Source organism: Sulfobacillus thermosulfidooxidans DSM 9293, assembly GCF_900176145.1.
GTDB classification, from domain to species: Bacteria; Bacillota; Sulfobacillia; order Sulfobacillales; family Sulfobacillaceae; genus Sulfobacillus; species Sulfobacillus thermosulfidooxidans.
Window position 1 is genome coordinate 2,539,444 of record NZ_FWWY01000001.1, and the last position, 19,434, is coordinate 2,558,877.

16 protein-coding genes and 1 CRISPR repeat array are annotated in these 19,434 nt (G+C 50.5%); of the genes, 12 read left to right on the forward strand and 4 right to left on the reverse strand.

Annotated features, from left to right (window positions below):
- Positions 1–63: 63 nt before the first annotated feature.
- Positions 64–458: direct repeats of the CRISPR family, unit length 37 nt; unit sequence GTCTCCCGGAGCAAAACCTCCGGGAGAGGATTGAAAC.
- 127 nt (positions 459–585) lie between these two features.
- Positions 586–1,730, forward strand: a protein-coding gene (locus B8987_RS12605) for an IS3 family transposase (protein ID WP_278281281.1) whose coding sequence is annotated in 2 segments (ribosomal slippage) — positions 586–832 and positions 832–1,730 — 1,146 coding nt in all. Because the reading frame shifts where the segments join, the coding sequence is not laid out codon by codon here.
- Positions 1,731–1,919: 189 nt separating this feature from the next.
- Here the strand turns inward: B8987_RS12605 and B8987_RS12610 are convergent.
- From B8987_RS12610 to B8987_RS12620, 3 genes are all read right to left on the reverse strand, one after another.
- Positions 1,920–5,330: a TM0106 family RecB-like putative nuclease gene (locus B8987_RS12610; protein WP_020373629.1), complete on the reverse strand. Its 3,411-nt coding sequence runs from the start codon at positions 5,328–5,330 to the stop codon at positions 1,920–1,922.
- A 282-nt stretch (positions 5,331–5,612) separates the two neighbouring features.
- Positions 5,613–6,239 carry a response regulator gene (locus B8987_RS12615; protein ID WP_020373630.1) on the reverse strand — a complete coding sequence of 209 codons (627 nt, stop codon included), beginning with the start codon at positions 6,237–6,239 and terminating at the stop codon, positions 5,613–5,615.
- Positions 6,227–7,405, reverse strand: coding sequence for a GAF domain-containing sensor histidine kinase (locus B8987_RS12620; RefSeq protein ID WP_020373631.1), 1,179 nt, complete (start codon positions 7,403–7,405; stop codon positions 6,227–6,229). The genes B8987_RS12615 and B8987_RS12620 overlap by 13 nt, the downstream gene beginning before the upstream one ends.
- A gap of 252 nt (positions 7,406–7,657) precedes the next feature.
- Here B8987_RS12620 and B8987_RS12625 point away from each other — a divergent pair, with 252 nt between their 5' ends.
- From B8987_RS12625 to B8987_RS12675, 11 genes are all read left to right on the forward strand, one after another.
- A complete protein-coding gene (locus tag B8987_RS12625; protein WP_020373632.1) occupies positions 7,658–8,545 on the forward strand; it encodes an FAD binding domain-containing protein in 888 nt (295 codons plus the stop codon).
- A gap of 38 nt (positions 8,546–8,583) precedes the next feature.
- Entirely contained in the window at positions 8,584–9,090 is a 507-nt protein-coding gene (locus tag B8987_RS12630) for a (2Fe-2S)-binding protein (protein WP_020373633.1), read from the forward strand.
- Positions 9,087–11,441: an aerobic carbon-monoxide dehydrogenase large subunit gene (locus tag B8987_RS12635; RefSeq protein WP_020373634.1), complete on the forward strand. Its 2,355-nt coding sequence runs from the start codon at positions 9,087–9,089 to the stop codon at positions 11,439–11,441. The genes B8987_RS12630 and B8987_RS12635 overlap by 4 nt, the downstream gene beginning before the upstream one ends.
- Before the next feature lie 19 nt (positions 11,442–11,460).
- Positions 11,461–12,426: an XdhC family protein gene (locus B8987_RS12640; protein WP_020373635.1), complete on the forward strand. Its 966-nt coding sequence runs from the start codon at positions 11,461–11,463 to the stop codon at positions 12,424–12,426.
- Between the two features lie 4 nt (positions 12,427–12,430).
- Positions 12,431–12,883 carry an SRPBCC family protein gene (locus B8987_RS12645; protein WP_020373636.1) on the forward strand — a complete coding sequence of 151 codons (453 nt, stop codon included), beginning with the start codon at positions 12,431–12,433 and terminating at the stop codon, positions 12,881–12,883.
- A gap of 20 nt (positions 12,884–12,903) precedes the next feature.
- Complete coding sequence (locus B8987_RS12650) at positions 12,904–13,755, forward strand: AAA family ATPase (RefSeq protein WP_020373637.1); 852 nt, start codon at positions 12,904–12,906, stop codon at positions 13,753–13,755.
- A complete protein-coding gene (locus B8987_RS12655; RefSeq protein ID WP_084661660.1) occupies positions 13,743–14,852 on the forward strand; it encodes a VWA domain-containing protein in 1,110 nt (369 codons plus the stop codon). The genes B8987_RS12650 and B8987_RS12655 overlap by 13 nt, the downstream gene beginning before the upstream one ends.
- Before the next feature lie 18 nt (positions 14,853–14,870).
- Positions 14,871–15,893, forward strand: a complete 1,023-nt coding sequence (locus B8987_RS12660) for an XdhC family protein (RefSeq protein WP_020373639.1) — start codon at positions 14,871–14,873, stop codon at positions 15,891–15,893.
- Positions 15,868–16,497, forward strand: coding sequence for a nucleotidyltransferase family protein (locus tag B8987_RS12665; RefSeq protein WP_020373640.1), 630 nt, complete (start codon positions 15,868–15,870; stop codon positions 16,495–16,497). The genes B8987_RS12660 and B8987_RS12665 overlap by 26 nt, the downstream gene beginning before the upstream one ends.
- A 524-nt stretch (positions 16,498–17,021) precedes the next feature.
- Positions 17,022–17,564, forward strand: a complete 543-nt coding sequence (locus B8987_RS19685; RefSeq protein ID WP_020373642.1) for a DUF4850 domain-containing protein — start codon at positions 17,022–17,024, stop codon at positions 17,562–17,564.
- Positions 17,565–17,743: 179 nt separating this feature from the next.
- The gene (locus B8987_RS12675) at positions 17,744–18,142 is read left to right on the forward strand and encodes an MFS transporter (RefSeq protein ID WP_084661661.1); all 399 of its coding nucleotides are present in this window, start codon (positions 17,744–17,746) and stop codon (positions 18,140–18,142) included.
- Position 18,143: 1 nt separating this feature from the next.
- Here the strand turns inward: B8987_RS12675 and B8987_RS12680 are convergent, their stop codons facing one another.
- Positions 18,144–19,409, reverse strand: a complete 1,266-nt coding sequence (locus B8987_RS12680) for an IS256 family transposase (protein ID WP_020373486.1) — start codon at positions 19,407–19,409, stop codon at positions 18,144–18,146.
- Positions 19,410–19,434: the final 25 nt, after the last annotated feature.

The following is a 19,434-nucleotide window of genomic DNA, read 5'->3' on the forward strand; positions in this document are numbered from 1 at the left end:
GAGCAAAACCTCCGGGAGAGGATTGAAACTCCATTTTCTGCACTATTTCGGCATTTCTTCCAGGTCTCCCGGAGCAAAACCTCCGGGAGAGGATTGAAACCGTTTTCGCAAAGATCGGACTTAATTCCCTAGTAGTCTCCCGGAGCAAAACCTCCGGGAGAGGATTGAAACTTTGTAAATATTGACGGCATTGAGGCCCTGTCCGGTCTCCCGGAGCAAAACCTCCGGGAGAGGATTGAAACCCAGACATCCATGCGACAATTCGCATTCGTTTTGATGTCTCCCGGAGCAAAACCTCCGGGAGAGGATTGAAACCTTGAAGTGAGCCAGCGGGGATCCCAATTCCTCGTCTCCCGGAGCAAAACCTCCGGGAGAGGATTGAAACAGAGCATGGAATTGCAACTCGATATGTATGCCGGAGGTCTCCCGGAGCAAAACCTCCGGGAGAGGATTGAAACCATTCCATAAGGGACTTAAGGGGGTACTACTCAACGTCTCCCGGAGCAAAACTGGATGTTAGTCTAAATTGTGGACACCTCGAATTGAGACAAGATGATACAATAATTCTCCATTGAGGTGAATCCGATGGCCAATCAATATGATCGAGCGTTTAAAGAACAAGCGGTTCAACTCGTGTTGACCCAACAAAAAAGTGGCGCGCAAGTGGCGCGCGAACTGGGCATTCCCAGCAAAACCTTGTATGCCTGGGTCGCTGCCTACAAAGCCGATCCGGTGGAACCCTTTGTGGGTAGTGGGCATCTGAAAGCGGAAGACCAAGCCCTGCGCGATTTGCCGCGGCGTATTCGGGATCTCGAAGAGGAGAATGCGATCCTAAAAAAAGCGATGCGCCTCGTCACCAACGATCGGAAGTAATCTTTCAGTTCATTCATGAACACCGCTTCACCTTCTCGATCACGAAGATGTGCCAAATCCTCGACGTTTCGCGAAGTGGGTATTATGCGTGGCGCCATCGCCCCCCCAGTACTCAGGCGCAAGTCCGGGCCCGGCGGGTCGAACGGATTCGGGCGGTGTTTACCGCATCAGGGGAACGCTACGGCAGCCCCAAAATCACCGCCGTGTTACGGCGGGAAGGCGAGCGCATTAGTCAAAAAACGGTGGCACGGTTGATGCACGACCATCGATTGCGCTCTCGCGTGACACGGAAATATAAAGCCACCACGAATTCTCGGCATACGTTGCCGGTGCATGAGAACGTGTTGAATCAAACGTTTACCGCGGATCGCCCGCATGCGGTGTGGATGGCGGATATTACCTACATCCCCACGGAGGAAGGATGGCTCTATTTAGCGAGTCTTCAGGATTGGTACACCCGAAAAATTGTGGGATGGGCGGTAGACCGGCGCATGACGCAAGATTTGGTCATCCGAGCCTTAGACCGTGCGGTTACCCACAGCCAGCCGCCGGCCGGCGTGCTGCATCACTCGGATCGAGGCAGCCAATATGCCGCCGCGGCTTACCAGGAAAGGCTTCAGCAGTATGGCATGACGGCGAGCAAGAGTCGCAAAGGAAATTGTTACGATAACGCCATGATTGAATCCTGGCACAGTCTCCTCAAGAAGGAGCTGATTTACTTGACGAAATTCCGAACCCGGGCAGAAGCGGAAGTTGCGATCTTTGCCTATATCGAGATTTTTTATAATCGGCAGCGCGTCCATAGCGCCCTAGATTATCAGACTCCAGCCGAGGCTGAGGCGGCGTATCAAGCGTGATCTGGATAATGTCTCCATTTTGGGTGTCCATTTTATTGACATAGGTCCAAAACGCCGCAGCAAAGTTATCATCTCGAAGTTCTTCAAGAGACGGTGTGGCCTGATGTTCCCTATGCCCATAAGGGTCAGCGCACCGATGTTCTATTGAAGAATATCCCAAGAACCTAAAGTATGAACGCCAGTCCGTCGTTATATCGCGGTTTCAGCATTGGCAAAGATGGAAGAGGGAACCGGTGAGGATTTAGAGCCAGGAATAATTTCGGCTTGTTCAACGAACACGCAGAGCGCATTGATTAAGGGTAAATGTTCAATATGCGCGGGCTTATGGAATAACAATGAAGGATTCGCAATCAAAATGGCAACGCCTTGGGCCCGGGAGATGGCGACGTTCAGACGATTTAAGCTATAAAGGAATTCTAAACCATGAGGAATATCCTCAGGATTTGAAGCCGCAGTACTATAGATGACAACAGGCGCTTCTTGCCCTTGAAACTTATCGACCGTGCCTACCCGCACGTCCTTGGGCAAAGCCGCTCGAAGCCTCGTAACCTGCGCGTTATAAGGGGCTACAACCAGGATGTCATTGGCCGTTAAGGGGCGCATGTGTCCTTGTTGATCGGTCCAGGTGCTGGTTAAGAGTTCCATCACCACTTGACGGGTTAAGAGGACTTCTTCTTCGGAGGCGGTTCGGTTCCCTTCATGCCAAATGGGAACATAATAGAGGCCTGAATGAGACCAGGGACCCGGCCCCTGGAGATTTTGCTTCGCACACTGCGGATGGGATGTGAATTTGTCGTCATAGGCAATATGGGAAATATAGCGCGTGATCACGGGATGCATGCGGCGCGTGACGTCTAAGAATATCCCGTAGTGGGGGTCGATGGTTGGAGCCCCTTGCAGGATGTATTCTAAAACCGAAACATCCACGCCTGGGGGATGATGACCTTGACTGGGTTGGCGGAGTTGCTGGGGATCTCCCAACAAAATGAGGGATTTGGCGGCCTGTGCAGCGGCCAGCGCGTTGGCTAAGGACATTTGCCCTGCTTCATCAATCACGAGCACATCTAAAGCTTCACACCATTCGGGCCGAGCAAAAAGCCAAGCGGTACCCGCCACCACCTGGGCGCCGTTAAGAAATGCGGCAAAGACTTTATCATTATTATTCAATACCTGAAGCGAAGAGGATGAAATGCCGCCATTATCCCGTCCTCGTTGCACGGCTTTGAGGTTGATGCCCCGTTCTTTGACCCGTAAGAGGACCGCGTCGAGCAAATGACGAATGACCTGATGGCTGGGGGCGGTGATGCCGACGGTTTTACCGGCCTCGACCAAATCAACGATAATGTGAGAGGCTGTGTAACTTTTTCCTGAGCCAGGTGGCCCTTGAATGGCTAAATATTGATGATCGAGGGCTAACGCGCACCGTCTGGCCGCGGCACTGGCCTCTTCACCGGGAAGGCGCAGGACGCCATCTGGGGAACAGCCCGGGATTTCAGGGCGTCTACGCATTAAAAGCGCTCTTAAAGCCGAAAACCGGCCCTTTGTGCCCATTCCTTGTTCTAAAACCGTGGAGGCCAAAGATTTTAGTGCGTTTTTCAAAACTCCGGTTTGGATGGGGCCTGGGGGGATCAGAGCCTGGGGTCTTTTGCCGCCAGTTTTGATGGCAATAAGACCTTGGGCCGGATCAACATCAATCACTTCGCCAACCGTTTTTCCAGTCACGGGATCCACGGGCTTATCACCCACGTTGATCTTGTGTTCTTGCAGGGGATAGCGGTATAGATCACTGCCATCTTGCCGGATACCAACAAATTCTAAACCACTGAGACTTTCGGGATCTTCCAGCAATTCTTCTAAGGACATGTCCCGGTGTGCAAAATATTTCCACCATACCGATTTATCCTCGCGGCGATGCCAATTGAGGAGATGGGCAAGGATAAAGCGCGCATATTCTGGCGCCTCGGGACCCGGTTCCTGATCAAAAGGTTTGATAAGTTCAGCGACTAAGGCGTGGGTGTCATCTTGTGGCCTTTCAAAAGCGGGAGGAGTTGCGTCGGAATTGGCATTTTGTGGGATGCTCTCATGGTTCTGGGCGATGAATTCGTGTTTTCGCGCAACAAGCCACGTGTGAAGACGCCACGTCGACAGGCAGTCATCTTGGTTGTAAGCCTCGATGTCTTCGAGAATCGTGGCGTCGCGCGATTGTTTCCACTGGTCATAGGCGATGATACTTGCGCCAGCATTGGTGATTTCTCCTTCACGCTTTTCCATATATAAGGGCTCCAAATATTTGATGGAGTAAGATTCTTGAGAGACCATCAGGCTATGACGGACAATGTGATATAAATCAACGAGAATATGTTGGGCCAGCAGATGATCCACTTCCGCTTCCCTGGTGCTGTAACGTCCCATTAACCGTTTTAAGGCGGTGGGTTCATAGGGCGCATAATGATAAATGTGCATATGGGGATAGTGGGCGAGACGGTCCATCATCCGGTCAATAAAGGTTTCGAAACTGTGGCGCTCGCTGGGGCGGTCATGGGCCCAAAGAGCGTGAAATGAGGGTTCCTTATCCAAGTCATCGACTTCGGCCCATCCAAAAAGATATTCCAGGGGTCCCCCTTCGGCTAAAGGATCTCCTTCCAGATCAAAGTACACATCGCCAGGTTGGGGATCGGGCAAGCGGTGAAATCCATGCTCAGGGTGAACGGGTAATATCTCGAAAATGACCTGACCCGAGATCCGCTGTTCCCACTGAAGGCGGGCTTGCTTGATTAATCGTTTTAAGGTGTCATCACTCATGCCCTTGATATGCCCTGACGGATCGGTGTGGGCTAACGCGCTGAGGGTATGGATACCGTGGTGCTGCAATTTTTTAATCTGAGATTTGGTAATGTTGGCGACATACCAGAGGTGATCATCCTCGCGCCTTTTGGCTTCGCAGATATCAAGCCACGTGCATGATTCACAAGCCGGTTTGGGATCGGGATATGAAGGGGTGGGATCCTTTATCCAATGTTTCAGGCGGGAAGCGGCTAATTTGACATAAGACCGGGCAAATGTCGGCGGAAAATCGATTTTCTCATGCTGTCCCAAAACGAGGGTGATGGGGGCCGCTTGCCCTTGAACCCCTTCGAGTAAAAGGCTATAAAACGTTGCCTGCACCAGTGCCGAGACGCGTGCTTGATGAGCTAATTTCACTTCTTCGACGCGGTAATAAAAAGGACCGAGCTCTGAGGATCCCTCGTACCGCACGAGAAAATCGGGGGTCCCGATCCAGATATCTTGCTGCAATGTGCCTTGATAAATGACGGGTTCCCCTCGACCTAAGGCGAGGCGGGTTAAATGAACCCGTTCTGTGAGAGAGACTCCCTGGCTTCCGTCCCATAAGGGCAACCCTTGGGACAAGAGTTCATTTAGGTACTGCTGTTCTTTTTCATTCCCCATACGGCTTAACATCTGCTGCTGAGGATCCTGAGAATCAAGGGGTGCCATCTTTCCTTGCACGAGTTGCAGGTTAAGCCAACTTCTTTGGGGACATTCGATGTGATTGACCACATCGGATGCCGTTAATAAGAATCGGCCATCAATGAGTTGCATCGGGGCCTCCTTTTTCCATAATCACTAGAATAGAGTATGTTATTCAAGTCTTCCGCATCATTCTTGCCATATACCGGAAATTGTAACATGAATTATGTTGGGTCTCTACAATGATGCTACTTACTTCTGCGTGTCGAGAACGTCTGGAATGAATTCTGTGATGTGCTATAGACAGTTTGTGAAAATTTGTCTGTAAGGCAGGGAGGAACAGACCCTTCGTTTCAACTCGGATTTGGAGGTTAAACATATGATGCTAAAAGGAAGCGGAAAGCCTTAGTCTTTTTAGATCAGACCATAACGGTAGGCAATCACGGCGGCTTCAACACGGTTCCTGGCACCGAGATTTTCTACTATCGTGTTGATATGCACCTTAACCGTGTTTTCGGACAGATTTAGGATGGTACCAATTTCTTTGTTTGTCAAGCCTTCGGCAACAAGTGATAAAATACGGATATCTAAGGGTTTGAGCGGGGCCGGGAATTTGAGATGTTCCTCTTCAACCCACCTTATGACGTGTGCCGTCAATTTTGGGTCTAAGACCGCTCCTCTCGTTAAAACACGCCGGATACTGTCGATGAGTTCCGAACTGGTGACGTCTTTGATGATATAACCCCGCGCACCATTGACCAAAGCAGACCGTAATAACGTTTCATCCGTATAACTGGTCAGGATTATGCAGGCAGTGGGCAGGCCAGCGTCTTTCACCAAACGGCAGACTGCTGGCCCTTGGAGTCCGTCCATGCGAACATCTAGCAAGGCGATTTCGGGATGCAATTTTTGGATGAGATCCCATGCCATATTGCCATCGCCTGCCTCGCCAACCACATGAAATTCGTGGGTGTCTGATAAGACTTGTCGTAGACCTCGTCGGGTCAGTTCATGATCATCGGCAATGATTACTCGATACATGGTGATGACCTCGGTTTGGTATTATTGGGGAGAACAACACGGACTGTCGTGCCGCCGTCGTCATGATTGAATATCGCAAATTGGCCCCCAATTCGGCGGGCTAAGGTATCCATCGATCGGATGCCATAGCTAAGAGGGGCATTCCACGATGGCGGCAGTCCCACTCCCATATCATGAATCGCAAGGATGGTTTCACGATCCTTTATTGATAACGTTATGACCGCTACCTCACTATGGCTATGTTTCCGAATATTGGTTAAGGCTTCATGTGCAATGGCGCGAGCAACGGAGACGGTGGCCGAGCCGATTTTTTTGTCGTTGCCCGTGCATAAGAACTTAGTTTTGATTCCACTGTCTTTTTCGAATTCTACCAACATCTGTGAAATTAAGGCGGCTAATCCCCGCGAGGGCGCATTATCGGTCAGAGAAAAAATTGCCGTTTTCACGTCTTGTAGGCCTCTTTCAGCAAGTTCTTGCATGGCGGTTAATCGAGCAAGGAGTTCTTCATCATTTTGAGGAAGATGCTGTTGGCATCGGCTTATTTCCATTTTTAACAGAAACAATGTTTGAGCTACCGAGGAATGCAGGGCCATGCTAATTCTCTCGCGTTCTTCTAAAACTAAAATCCTTGCCAACTGATCACGACTGCGCACACTTTCAAGGGCAATCGCAGCTTGAGTAGCGAAAGCTGATAGCAAATCTTGATCTCGTTGCGTAAAATGGCGTCCGTGCGGGCTTTCAGCCAAAAACAAGCTGCCCAGTAATGTCTCAAGAGATTTAAGGGGAACTCCTAGAAATGACCCCAAACGGGGGTGGTTAGCCGGTTTGTTTACTGCATGCGATAAGGGAACTTGGTCAAGTCGTACCGCTTGTCCAGTACGGTAAGGAACCATAAACAGTCCATGGCCTGTAGGCAGTTCCTTGGCAGGAGGGACACCCGAGACTTTGAAATGCCGTAGTTGGCGAGGATTGTTCTCATCTACGACGACGAGCCCACCCATCTTAGCTCCAATGAGATCACGAGCGCAATCAACGATGGTTTGTAAGAGACTGTCAAGGTCGGCCTGCATGGCAATTTTTTGGTTCAGCATGATTAACGTTTCGAGTTCACGAACCTGTCTGGTTAAGTCGGACGGAATCGCGGTTTTTCCTTTTTTAAGAGCCATGAGTATAACCTTTCTTTCGTCAACAACACCACCTGTTGGCTACTTACAACTCCTACGATGTCATGAAGGTAGTTATATATTACCACGTGACATTTAATTTTTTACGGGCATGTGTGAAAAATACCAAAACAGATGCGGGAATATACCTTTTTGGGTATCGCTTAGCAATGTCTCAATCTCCACAATGACAATAGAATCTGCATCACGCGAGACAAGGTGATAAGCATTCTTGGACAACTAAGGAGGATAAGAATGTTTCCCAATCCATTTCAATATTATGCGCCGCAATCATCAGATGAAATATTCGAATTATTAGCTCAATATGGGGATGAAGCTAAAATTTTAGCAGGTGGCCAAAGCCTGTTGCCGATGATGAAACTGCGTTTGGCAGCCCCTTCTGTGTTGATTGATGTCAATGGCATCTCCTCATGGACTGATGTCACGGAACAGGATCACCTGCTGCATATTGGCGCCCTCGTTCGTCATTGCAAATGGGAGTCTGTGCTAGATTCGCGCGTACCTTTGCTTCACCAGACGGCGAGGCACATTGCGGATCCGCTTGTGAGAAATCGGGGCACGATGGCGGGTTCACTAGCCCACGCTGATCCAGCAGCTGATTGGGGAGCGGCCCTATTGGCTCTTAAAGCATCGGTATCCATCCAAAGTGCACAACGCTCCCGGAAAGTGCCAATTCGCGAGTTCTTTGTTGACACATTTACAACGGTGCTTGAACCACAAGAAGTGGTTACGGGAATACGTATTCCCCTGCATCACGATTCTGGATTTGTGGGCGCTCGCTATTTGAAGCTGGAGCGAAAAGTGGGGGACTTTGCAGTGGTAGGGGTTGCACTTACGCTGGTCTTAGATCCCCATGGTGTCGTGTTGGATGCTGGTATTGGATTGGCGGCTGTGGGAACGACACCCTTGGCAGCGGTGAAAGCGGAATCGTTATTGCAGGGTCATCCTTTAACAACGGACCTCATTCGTCAGGTCGCATCTGAGGCGGCAAAGGAATCCGATCCGGTGACGGATCGCCGCGGCAGTGAAGAGTACAAACGGGCAATGGTTAATGTTTTCGTAGAACGTGGTCTTATGTCCATTTATCAGGACTGGCAACGGCTGATGGATGTGTCGGCATAAGTATCTTTGAAATCCATGAAGGGAATGGAGGAAACACGATGGGACAAACAGTTATCAATGATCAAATTATGGTTCACGTCACGATTAATGGCGAATCGCGCCATGCCTTGGTGGAACCTCGAACGTTACTCGCTTATTTTATTCGGGATACTCTTGGATTAACGGGGACTCATGTCGGTTGTGATACGACTAGTTGTGGAGTTTGTACCGTGCTCTTAGATGGCATGCCAGTAAAATCGTGTACGGTTTTGGCAGTGCAAGCTGATGGTCATGATATCGAAACGGTAGAAGGCCTTGAACAGAACGGACAACTCCATCCTTTGCAACAAGCGTTTTGGGACAATCATGGCTTGCAATGTGGATTTTGTACCCCTGGCATGTTAATGACAACCACAGCCCTCCTACGAAATTCCGAAAACATCACCGAGCATGAGGTACGACGGGCGATTTCCGGAAATCTCTGTCGGTGTACAGGATATGTCAATATTGTCAAAGCGGTTCTCGAGGCTAAACGCCGGATGGGAGAGGAGGCTAGTACGTCATGAGCATGGACGTCACGGAAACCCAGCCTTTAGGTAAAGCCATTAAACGCAAGGAAGATCCGCGGTTTATACGGGGACAAGGGCGATACTTGGATGATATTGTCTTGCCACACATGCTTTATATGGCACTGGTTCGTAGTCCTTATGCCCATGCCCGAATTAAATCCATTCGCACCGAAGCTGCTTATACCGTTAAAGGGGTTAAGGCTGTTCTCACTGGGGAAGATTTGGCTGCGATGAACCTCGCATGGATGCCGACATTAGCTGGAGATCAGCAAATGGTATTAGCCACTGGCAAGGTTCTATTTCAATATCAGGAAGTCGCAGCCGTTGTGGCTGAAACTCGGGAAGCTGCTGAAGACGGTGTGTCGCGTGTTGAAGTCGAGTATGAACCTCTCACCCCGGTTATCGATCCCTATTTTGCTTTAACGGCCGAAGCGCCCATATTGCGGGAAGACCGCGCACAGAAAAGCAACCACATTTTCCATTGGGAAGTGGGTGACAAAGAAGGAACAGATGCGGCGTTGGCGGCCTCACCCGTGGTGGTAAAAGAACAGATCCGGATGCCCAGGGTCCATCCAGCTCCTTTGGAACCTTGTGGTTGTATCGCTGATTATCAGAAATCCACGGGAAAACTCACCTGGTATGTTACCTCACAAGCCCCTCATGCACACCGAACGGTCTTGGCCATGGTTTCTGGACTTCCGGAGCATATGATTCATGTTGTGTCACCTGACATTGGCGGGGGATTTGGTAACAAAGTACCTGTATATCCCGGTTATGTTTGTGCTGTGGTTATGTCGATAAAACTAGGACAACCCATTAAATGGATAGAAACTCGCACGGAAAATCTAGCCACCACCAATTTTGCTCGAGATTATCATATGACAGCCGAGATTGGAGCCACAGAAGACGGGCATGTGACGGCTTTAAAGGTCACCACTCTTGCCGATCACGGTGCATTTGATGCGGCAGCTGACCCTTCTAAGTTTCCGGCAGGATTATTTTCTATTGTAACGGGGTCCTACCGTTTTCCTGTGGCTTTCGCCGAAGTTGATGGAGTTTATACGAATAAAGCGCCAGGGGGTGTTGCTTATCGTTGTTCATTTCGGGTCACCGAAGCGTCGTTCTTGATTGAACGTGTGATGAATACTTTGGCATATCGGCTCAATCTCGATCCGGTCGAGTTGCGGAGACGAAATTTCATTGCCTCTGAAGAATTTCCTTATCAATCTCCATTGGGTTGGACTTATGACAGTGGTAACTATGCTAAAACCCTAGATACCGCTCTCGCTATGGTGGATTATCCAAAATTACGTAGGGAACAGCAGAAACGGCGTGAAAAGGGCGAATTGGTCGGCATTGGGATCTCGACGTTCACTGAAATTGTTGGGGCAGGACCCAGTCATACTTTTGATATTCTTGGCATCAAAATGTTCGACAGCTGTGAAATTCGGATCCATCCCACTGGTAAGGTGATTGCCCGACTCGGCGCGCGTCATCAAGGGCAAGGACATGAAACCACGTTTGCCCAGCTCATTGCGCAGGAACTGGGATTGTCAGCAGCCGATGTTTTAATTGAAGAAGGGGACACCGATACCGCACCTTATGGATTAGGAACCTATGCTAGTCGTAGTACGCCAACTGCTGGAGGAGCCGCGGCACTGGCAGCCAGGCGGGTACGAAAGAAGGCCCAACAGATTGCCGCGCATTTGCTCGAAGTATCCCAAGAAGATGTGCAATGGGATGGAACCCGATTTTTCGCGAAAGGGTTGAGCTCTCGTAGTGTGACCATGGCGGATGTCGCTTTGGCGGCCTATACCAATTTGCCAGAAGGCATGGAACCAGGATTGGAAGCCACCTACTATTACGATCCGCCCAATTTGACATTTCCCAATGGCGCTTATATTGCTGTCGTCTCCATTGACCGGGGAACGGGACAAGTGCACGTGGAACGGTTTGTTGCAGTCGATGATTGTGGAACAGTCATCAATCCCATGGTCGTCGAAGGACAAATTCACGGAGGGCTTACAGAAGGCTTTGGGATTGCCTTTATGCAAGAGATTGCATTTGATTCCGATGGTAACAATCTTGCACCGAATTTTATGGATTATTTGGTGCCAACCGCTGTGGAGACTCCACACTGGGAAACGGGGCGTACTGTCACACCATCTCCTCACCATCCTATTGGAGCCAAAGGGGTTGGTGAATCGCCCAATGTTGGATCCCCTGCGGCATTTGTTAACGCCGTAATCGACGCCTTGGCACCCTATGGTGTTACCAATCTTGAAATCCCTTTATTCCCATGGAAAATCTGGGATGTGCTGAAACAGCATGGGCTAACCCGGTCTTAGGCAAAAAGGGGGGAGAAGCATGGATCCAGTCTTGCAAGAAGCTGCACGACGCGATCAGGCGGGAGAGCCCTACGTCTTCGTGACGGTGGTACGAACCCGCCCGCCGACATCAGCCATTCTCGGAGCGCATGCCATTGTTAGCCGCGATCAGCAGTTAACAGGCTATGTGGGCGGTGAATGTACGCGACGCATTCTACTGGAAGTTGCCGAAGACGCATTGACCGATGGGAAGCCACGGCTGTTGTTATTATCACCTCAGCCAGCAGACGATGAATTGTTTCAACAGAAAGATCCCGAGGACGAGGGAGTATTGATCAAACCGATGACGTGTCACTCGGGAGGGACGGTCGAACTATTTATCGAGCCGCATCTCGCCAACCCGCTGCTGTTAGTCATCGGTGATTCGCCAGTGGCTCGCCATGTACTGCAATTAGCCTCTCACCTAAATTTTCGGGTGCAAGGTGCAACTCCGTCTTCTGGTGGCGATTGGGAAACATTTCAACAACAGATTCGTCTATTAAGCCAAGATGGCGGCTTCGCCGTCTTGGCTTCCATGGGGCAATATGACGATTGGGCAATCGAGGCGTTACAAGATTCTCCGCTTTCCTATCTCGGAGTTGTAGCGTCGCCCCGGCGCGGGGCACTGCTGCGAGAGCGTTTCTTACAAGGGCGCAAGGTTGATGACTCCTGCATTCTCTCAATTCCGGCGGGAATAGATGTGCATTCGCGAGTTCCTGAAGAAATCGCGGTAAGTATTTTGGCTGAAATCATTCAAATCCGTCGGCAGACTCAGTCGACTGCTGTAAGGATCTCATCCCTTCTAAATACAGAGGTAATCGATCCGGTTTGTCATATGACGGTGAATCTTTCTGAGACTCCATACCAAGCAGTCTTTGGGGACAAAACATGGGGATTTTGTGCGCCATCTTGTCGGGAAGCATTTTTACAAGATCCAGAACGCTATGTTCACCATAAGGAGGCATGAACCGATGAAAACGTATCAAGGCATTGTCGTGATGGACGCTCCCTTGAATGTGGTTTGGGATTTTGTTCAAGACCCCGATGCAATAGGACGCTGTATGCCGGATGTCGTCGAATATCAGGTATTAGATGATCGCCATTTGCATGCCAAAGTGCGGGTGGGGGTAGGACCTGTTCGCGCAGTTTTTGATATGAACGCCGCCATTGAGTTATTGCCTGAACCGTACCACGCTCGCTTAGATGCTCAAGGAGGAGGCATGGGCAGTGGTTTTCATCTTCTGAGCACAATGCATATTACACAAGAGTCAGGGCAGGTATCCCTCAATTGGATTGCGGATGTCAGTGTCAGTGGACCCCTTGCGACCTTAGGGGGGCGGTTGTTGGATAATCAAGTGAAAAAAATTACAGAACAGGTCTTTGAAAATATTCGGCAAGGGGTTGCGGCTCAGTTAGCCGAATAGCCGAGTAAAGGAGAATATGGGTGAATGGGTGCGAACTGTGGATTCAGCAATTAAACCAAGCGGGATATGTTGCGGACGAGATGCTGTCCGCCGTGTGTTATGCCGTAGACCGTTTACGCCGTCCTTTGCTCGTGGAAGGTCCAGCGGGTGTCGGGAAAACCTTTTTGGCGAAGGCACTGGCCCAGTGCCTTAACAAGCCGTTGGTCCGTCTGCAATGTTATGAAGGACTTGATGCCTCCCAAGCATTGTACGATTGGAATTATGCCAAGCAACTGTTAGCAGCACATAGTGCTGGAACAACAACCGTTGTCGATGATTTCTACCGCTGGGAATATTTATTGGAGCGTCCATTACTCAAAGCCATTCGTCTTCAACCCGCGCCTGTCCTACTGATTGACGAAGTGGAACGAGCCGACGAAGAGTTTGAAGCGCTACTACTGGAACTCTTGGGTGAATTTCAAATAACCATCCCTGAACTTGGAACGATTACTGCACAGGAGCCTCCATGGGTTGTGTTAACGTCTAATCGTACGCGAGACTTGTCCGACGCTTTGAGACGGCGTTGCCTTTATTTATGGTTAGATTATCCGACGCCAGAACGCGAATTGGCCATTATCCATCAACATGTTCCACATTTGTCCTTAGATATTGCCAAACGTGTCGTCGCGGCGGTAAGAACTTTACGAGGATGGAATTTGCTAAAACCTCCTGGCCTTGCGGAATCAATCGACTGGGCCCGGATGTTGGCGGAATTTGATGGCGAGGGATATTCGGAGAGTACGGTGCGGTGGACTCTGTCGAGTGTGCTGAAGACCCAAGATGATTGGATTGTGGTCGAAACACGGGGGATTCGAGCATTATGGACGGAGTGAGGGTTGACCAGTTTTCCCGTCGCCTAGAAATGCAAGTGATAGAGTTTTCACACTTTCTAAGGCAGCATGGATTTCATCCGGCGGTGAGTGAGACAAAGGCCGCCCTGCAATTATTTTCTGCGTCGCCGATAGAGCACGCTCAAGATTTGCTGAGAATGTGGCGACCCGTGTTTGCGAAGACAGCAGAGCAATGGGAAATATTTCCTAACCTGTTTCAGCGTTTCTTTTATCCGGAAAGGCCTCGGTTGACGGTACCAGAACGTATTCAAGAAAGCGCTGATGACGTGTTGTCAACGCCTGGTCAAACACGCGTGCGAGGCGAATCAAAAAATCCCTCTCCTGCTCTGTTTGCCTATAGTCCGCGTTGGGGAAGCCCTTGTATTTTGTCTCCAGGACAGGATGTGCCCTATCATGAAATGAAACATTGGACGCACCATATTGCGCGTTATTGGGCAACGAAAACTGGGCCGTGGCGTGGCAAAAGTTCCCGGGGACGTAAATTGAATTGGCGCGCTACGTTCCAAACTGCTTTCCGCCACGGCGGAGACCCTGTAAAGTGGCTTTGGCACCCTCGTAGACAAGAACACGCGCGGATTGTCGTATTGCTAGACGTTTCCGGATCGATGCAGGCTTATGTGCCTTTCTATTTAGGCCTGATATGGCAACTGATGCGTGAGGGCAGTCGGGTGGAATGTTTTTTATCAAGTAATCAGATTAAGCGGGTGACGCCCTTTTTACGTCGAAGTGGACCAGGTGGGCCACCCGTGGCTGATGCGCATCAGCTGGGAGGAGGGACACGATTAGGATGGGCTTTCTCATCGTTATTGCACGACTATTCTCGGTTGTTTACTCGGCGAACGACCTTTCTTATTGCGTCAGATGGATTTGACACAGGAGATTTGTGGTTGCTGGCTCAATCTTTTCCCGTTCTAGTTCGTCTTACTCAGCGTGTGGTGTGGTTTAACCCGTTATTATTATTGCCAGAATATACTCCCCAATCGGCTGCTTTAAAAATTGTATTGCCTTACGTCGCGGAACATGTTGGAGTGGCCGACAGTTCCTCATGGATTCATTACGTGCGTACGTGCCTGCAATGACTAAGGGAGGGATAGACAGTGTCGTCAATTCAAGAGGCGCGGAATTTGTGGACACTAATAACCGATGCAGAGGTATCGGAACAAAGGGCGGTCTTGGCTACCTTAGTAAGGGTGAATGGATCGGCATATCGCCGGCCCGGGGCCAAAATGGTGAAGCGAGAGGATGGCAGAATGCAAGGTACCTTGAGTGGAGGATGTCTTGAAGGCGATTTATTTCTCCATGCCCAACGTGTTATGAAGACCCATGAACCATGTCTGCAGCATTATGATCTGACTGAAGATGACATGTGGGGCTTGGGTATTGGATGCAAAGGGCGTGTAGATATATGGCTAGAGCCGATCCGTTTATCTGATCCGTTTTGGACTGCATTTAATGAATGTGTACACCGCGAAGAACCCGTGATTTGGGGAGCAGAACTTCCTTCAGGACGCCGTTTTCTTTTTTCTACCGCTACACAGTGTGGAGAAGTTCCTCCGTGGGCCTCGGCGATCTTCGCATCATCCGAGAACAAGAGGGACACCGGGTTTTTCGACGGATTTTGGTGGGATCTCATGAAGCCCCCTACACGGTTGGTTATTGCCGGTGCTGGCCATGACGCCGAGCCTGTTGCCCAGTTGGCCCGACAGGTCGGCTTTGCCGTGACAATTGTAGATCCTCGGCCTCATGTCAATAATGATCGCCATTTTCCCCAGGTCATACATTGTCTCACTCTGATGACCCAAATAAATCCGGATACCTTAACGGGGGCTTACTGGGTTATTATGAATCATCATCAACGCCGTGATGAAGAAGCGCTGACACTTGCAGCGGCTTCCCATCCTCAATTTGTTGGGGTGTTAGGACCGTTGGCCAGGACATTGGAGATGCTGACAAACGTGGGACTCACTCCTCATGATCTGCCGTTACACGCACCCGTCGGACTAGATGTTGGCGGTGAAACTCCTGAAGAAGTGGCAGTCAGTATTGTGGGAGAGCTAATGGCTAGCCGGAAGGGCACTAAAGGAGGCACCCTACATGGACGTGAACATGTCCATTCATGAGAGCGTAGCGATGATCCTCGCGGCAGGGTTTAGTACGCGAATGGGACAACCCAAAGCGTTATTGCCGTGGGGGGAGGGGACCGTGCTAGATCATGTGATGGGCCAAGCCCGGCAAGCCGGCGCTCAGACCCTGGTGGTGTTAGGGTTTGAGCCCTCTTTTCCCATCACCGGAGACTGGGTGAGGAATGTTCATGCATCTCAGGGGATTGCCAGTTCCATTCAATGCGGATTAACCTGGATTCGAAGGCATAAAGGCTTGGCCCCTGTGCTCGTCCTTTTAGCGGATCAACCCTTTGTGACCTCAGATGATATTCTGTGGACATGGAAGCAATTTGTGGCGCGTTCAGCAGATGTTCACGCCGTGAGGCCGCTTTATGAAGGTCTGATAGGTCACCCTGTCATTTTTGATGCGGCCTTTGATGCTGCTATTTTTCAGTTAGAAGGAGATAGGGGGCTCGGTAAAATCTGGAATACACGCCCTGATACCTTAAGCCTAAAGGCGCCGCCTTTGCTGTCACGACCTCATCCGAGTTTTGATTTGGATACACCAACCGACTATGCTCGGGCCTTGTCCCTAAGAAAGTGGAATCAAGAGCCCAACTAACCCCATTTTCCCAAAGACAATAAGAGACAGTAAGAAGATTAGTGATGTCGCGCGGGGAATTTGATGGCTTCACGATTTTTCTTTAGTCCCTCATGTTGTTTCCTAGGGCTTGATTTTCCCTCAAAATTCTTTAAGGTCCCTGCACAAGAAAACAAATGATTATATAGTGAGAGTTGACGAGGGAATATGCGCAGGAAGGGAAAAGGGAAATGAAGGACGTCGTATGGATGCGGAGGGGATTGCTTTTGGGTGTGGCTCTTGTCACCACAGCATGCGGGGGCCATTCACTGAGCACAGGGGGTCCTGGACCAACATCCAGTGTACCGTCAAACCATTCGCCGTCCCGTTCTCTTTCACAATCTTCTCCTTCGCATTCTGTCTCAACGTCATCACCTTCCCCGTCTTCACCCTCTTCCAGTTCTCCCACCTCTCCGTCCTTTTCATTGTCGTCAAGTCCAGTCCCATCTACGCAGACCGTAACGCTACCGGTAGCCATCATCACTCCCAGTTTTGGAGGGGGCGTGGTGACATTTCATTATCCCAAGGCCGTGGCAGTAACAGCCCCGGTACAGTGGGCGTCTCAATTGCAAGCAATAGGGGCTTTGGGCTTTGTGATCCTCACTCCCAAAGGATGGTCGGGCACCGCACAAGAAGGCGCTGATGGCTCAAAACGCATTGTGTTATATCCTCCGGGCGGTTCCGCTCAATATGGTCCCCGCATCCTTCTAAACACTTCGGGCGGGTGTGTGGGCTGTGCGTGGTATCTAGCCGCCCCTTATTTTTCATGGGTACGCCAGCATTTTGCCAGCGCAGGCTGGGGAACCTATCAGGGACCTGTGATTTCAGGATATCCTCTCGCGGCGGATTTAAGGGCGTACCGTGCTCCTAATACGCAAACGGGTTACCACGTCAACGGGATTGTCTATGCACCCTTTATAGAAAATCCTAATGGCAATGATCAAGTCATGTTTCGCCAAGCCGAAACGATATTGCCTCCCGGTGAGCATTCTTTAGCAACCGTGATTTTGAACAATCTCTTACCACAATTAGAAAATCCCCAGATTTGAAATGGGGTCTGTGCTGGGTTTAGAAGTTGCCTTGTCGTAAGGAAATTTCTTGGAGCCAGGGGACACATCTTTATCATCTGTGATAAAGTTCATATTTTTAGTTATACTGTAGAAAAAGTCAATCGAAAGATCTATATTGTTAATAATTCAATTACTAAATTTACAATTGAGGTGCCAAGATGATTGCGTCTCTAAGAACCGTCGGGTTTCGTTGGCTGTGGTTAGGGCAGTTGTTATCCCAATTTGGCAATGCAGTATTTTTGATCATGGGGTTTTGGGTCATCCAGCTTAAAAGCCCATTTTTATTAGGGATTGCGGGGCTGGCCATGGCCATTCCCCAAATATTAGCGGTAATTGGCGGAGCGGTGGTAGACCGTTTTGATGCTAAGCAGATCATGTTATTAACCGATTTATTGCGTGGAACGGCGGTTGCCGTGGGCCTCGTAATTATCGCCCTCGATCCGCAAGCCAGTCCTTATATCATTATCACCGTCATTGGGGTGAATGCCTTAGGCACCGCATTTTTTCGAGGTTGTCCCAAGCTTCGTGGAATTTCGCTAGCGCATCCTTTCTCGTGATTTATCCGATTTGCTCGGTTTTTTGTTCCGGCGTTTTGGAACACGTGGCTTTTAAGGCCGTTTGCAACACGGGAATCTCGCGATAGCCGGGGATCCGCGTCAACGTGTCTTCGATAAAAAAGCTCGCCGACGCCATCCACCGTAAGACTTGTTGCCCATTGGTCCAATGTTTGACATTTTGCGCATGAGTCCGCAATTGACTGTTGATGGATTCCAGGGCATTGGTGTTCGCCAACGTTTGGCGCAAGAGGCCCGGAAGGCCCAATCGATGGACAGTTAAGGTTTCGGCGAGTCCTTCCCGAAGGCTTCCGGCGGCACCGGGATGGTCCCGTTCCAGCTCTTTCGCGAGTGCTTCTAATGCCTGTGCGGCTGTGTCCGCATCCGGTTCTTGATACGCTTTCCGTAAGCGCTGGCGGATCCGATTTTCGGCTGATTTCGGCAGGTGGTCGAGCACATTCCGTTGCTTGTGAATTTGGCAGCGTTGGATGAGGACTTGGTCTCCCCAGACGTCGTGCACGGCTTTGGCTAAGGCCTTGGCGCCATCGATAACCACGAGTAATCCCTGCGCGGCCGTCAGGCCGCGGGTGATGAGATCCTGCAATAAGGCCATGACCACGGTATGATTTTCTGTCGCCCCTTCGACCAATCCCAAGACGCGTTTGTGACCGTCCGCATCAATCCCTAAGGCGCCTACCACCAGATGGTCCGCTACACGCAAACCATCGATCATCACCACCACCCACGTCCGGTCATCCAATCGGCGCTGGAGGAAGCGGTCGAGAGCCTGTTGGGTGGCTTGGATAAAGCGGCGGCTCACCGTGCTTTTGCTGGGGCCTGGCTGCTCCATCGCGGCTTCAAAGGCTGCATCGGCATGGCGCTGTTGGCGGCTCGCTAAGCCATACAGCATGCGTTCCAGTACGGCTTGTGTCGCCAGCGTCGGGTCCTGAAACTGATGGTAGGTGTCTAACGGAATTTCCTCCGAGCCATCAGCGGCCCGCACCCGAGGGTGTGGAACGGAGATTTTGCGATCCCCCAAAAAGACACTGCCGACTTCGGTCCCGTGTCGGACCGCTTGGCGTTGCGGATCATGACGGCCTTTAGGTCCTGCCAACTGCTCCACCTCGGCCGCCATCATCTGTTGCAAAACCTGCAATCCGACCCGGATCGACAGCGCCAATAATCCGTCTTCGGCATCCTGGAGGATGTCCACCCACGGCACCGTCACCGACTGTTCGGGAAGCGATTTTTTCTTTATACTGGTAGTCACTAGCGATTCCTCCTCAAGATGGGTT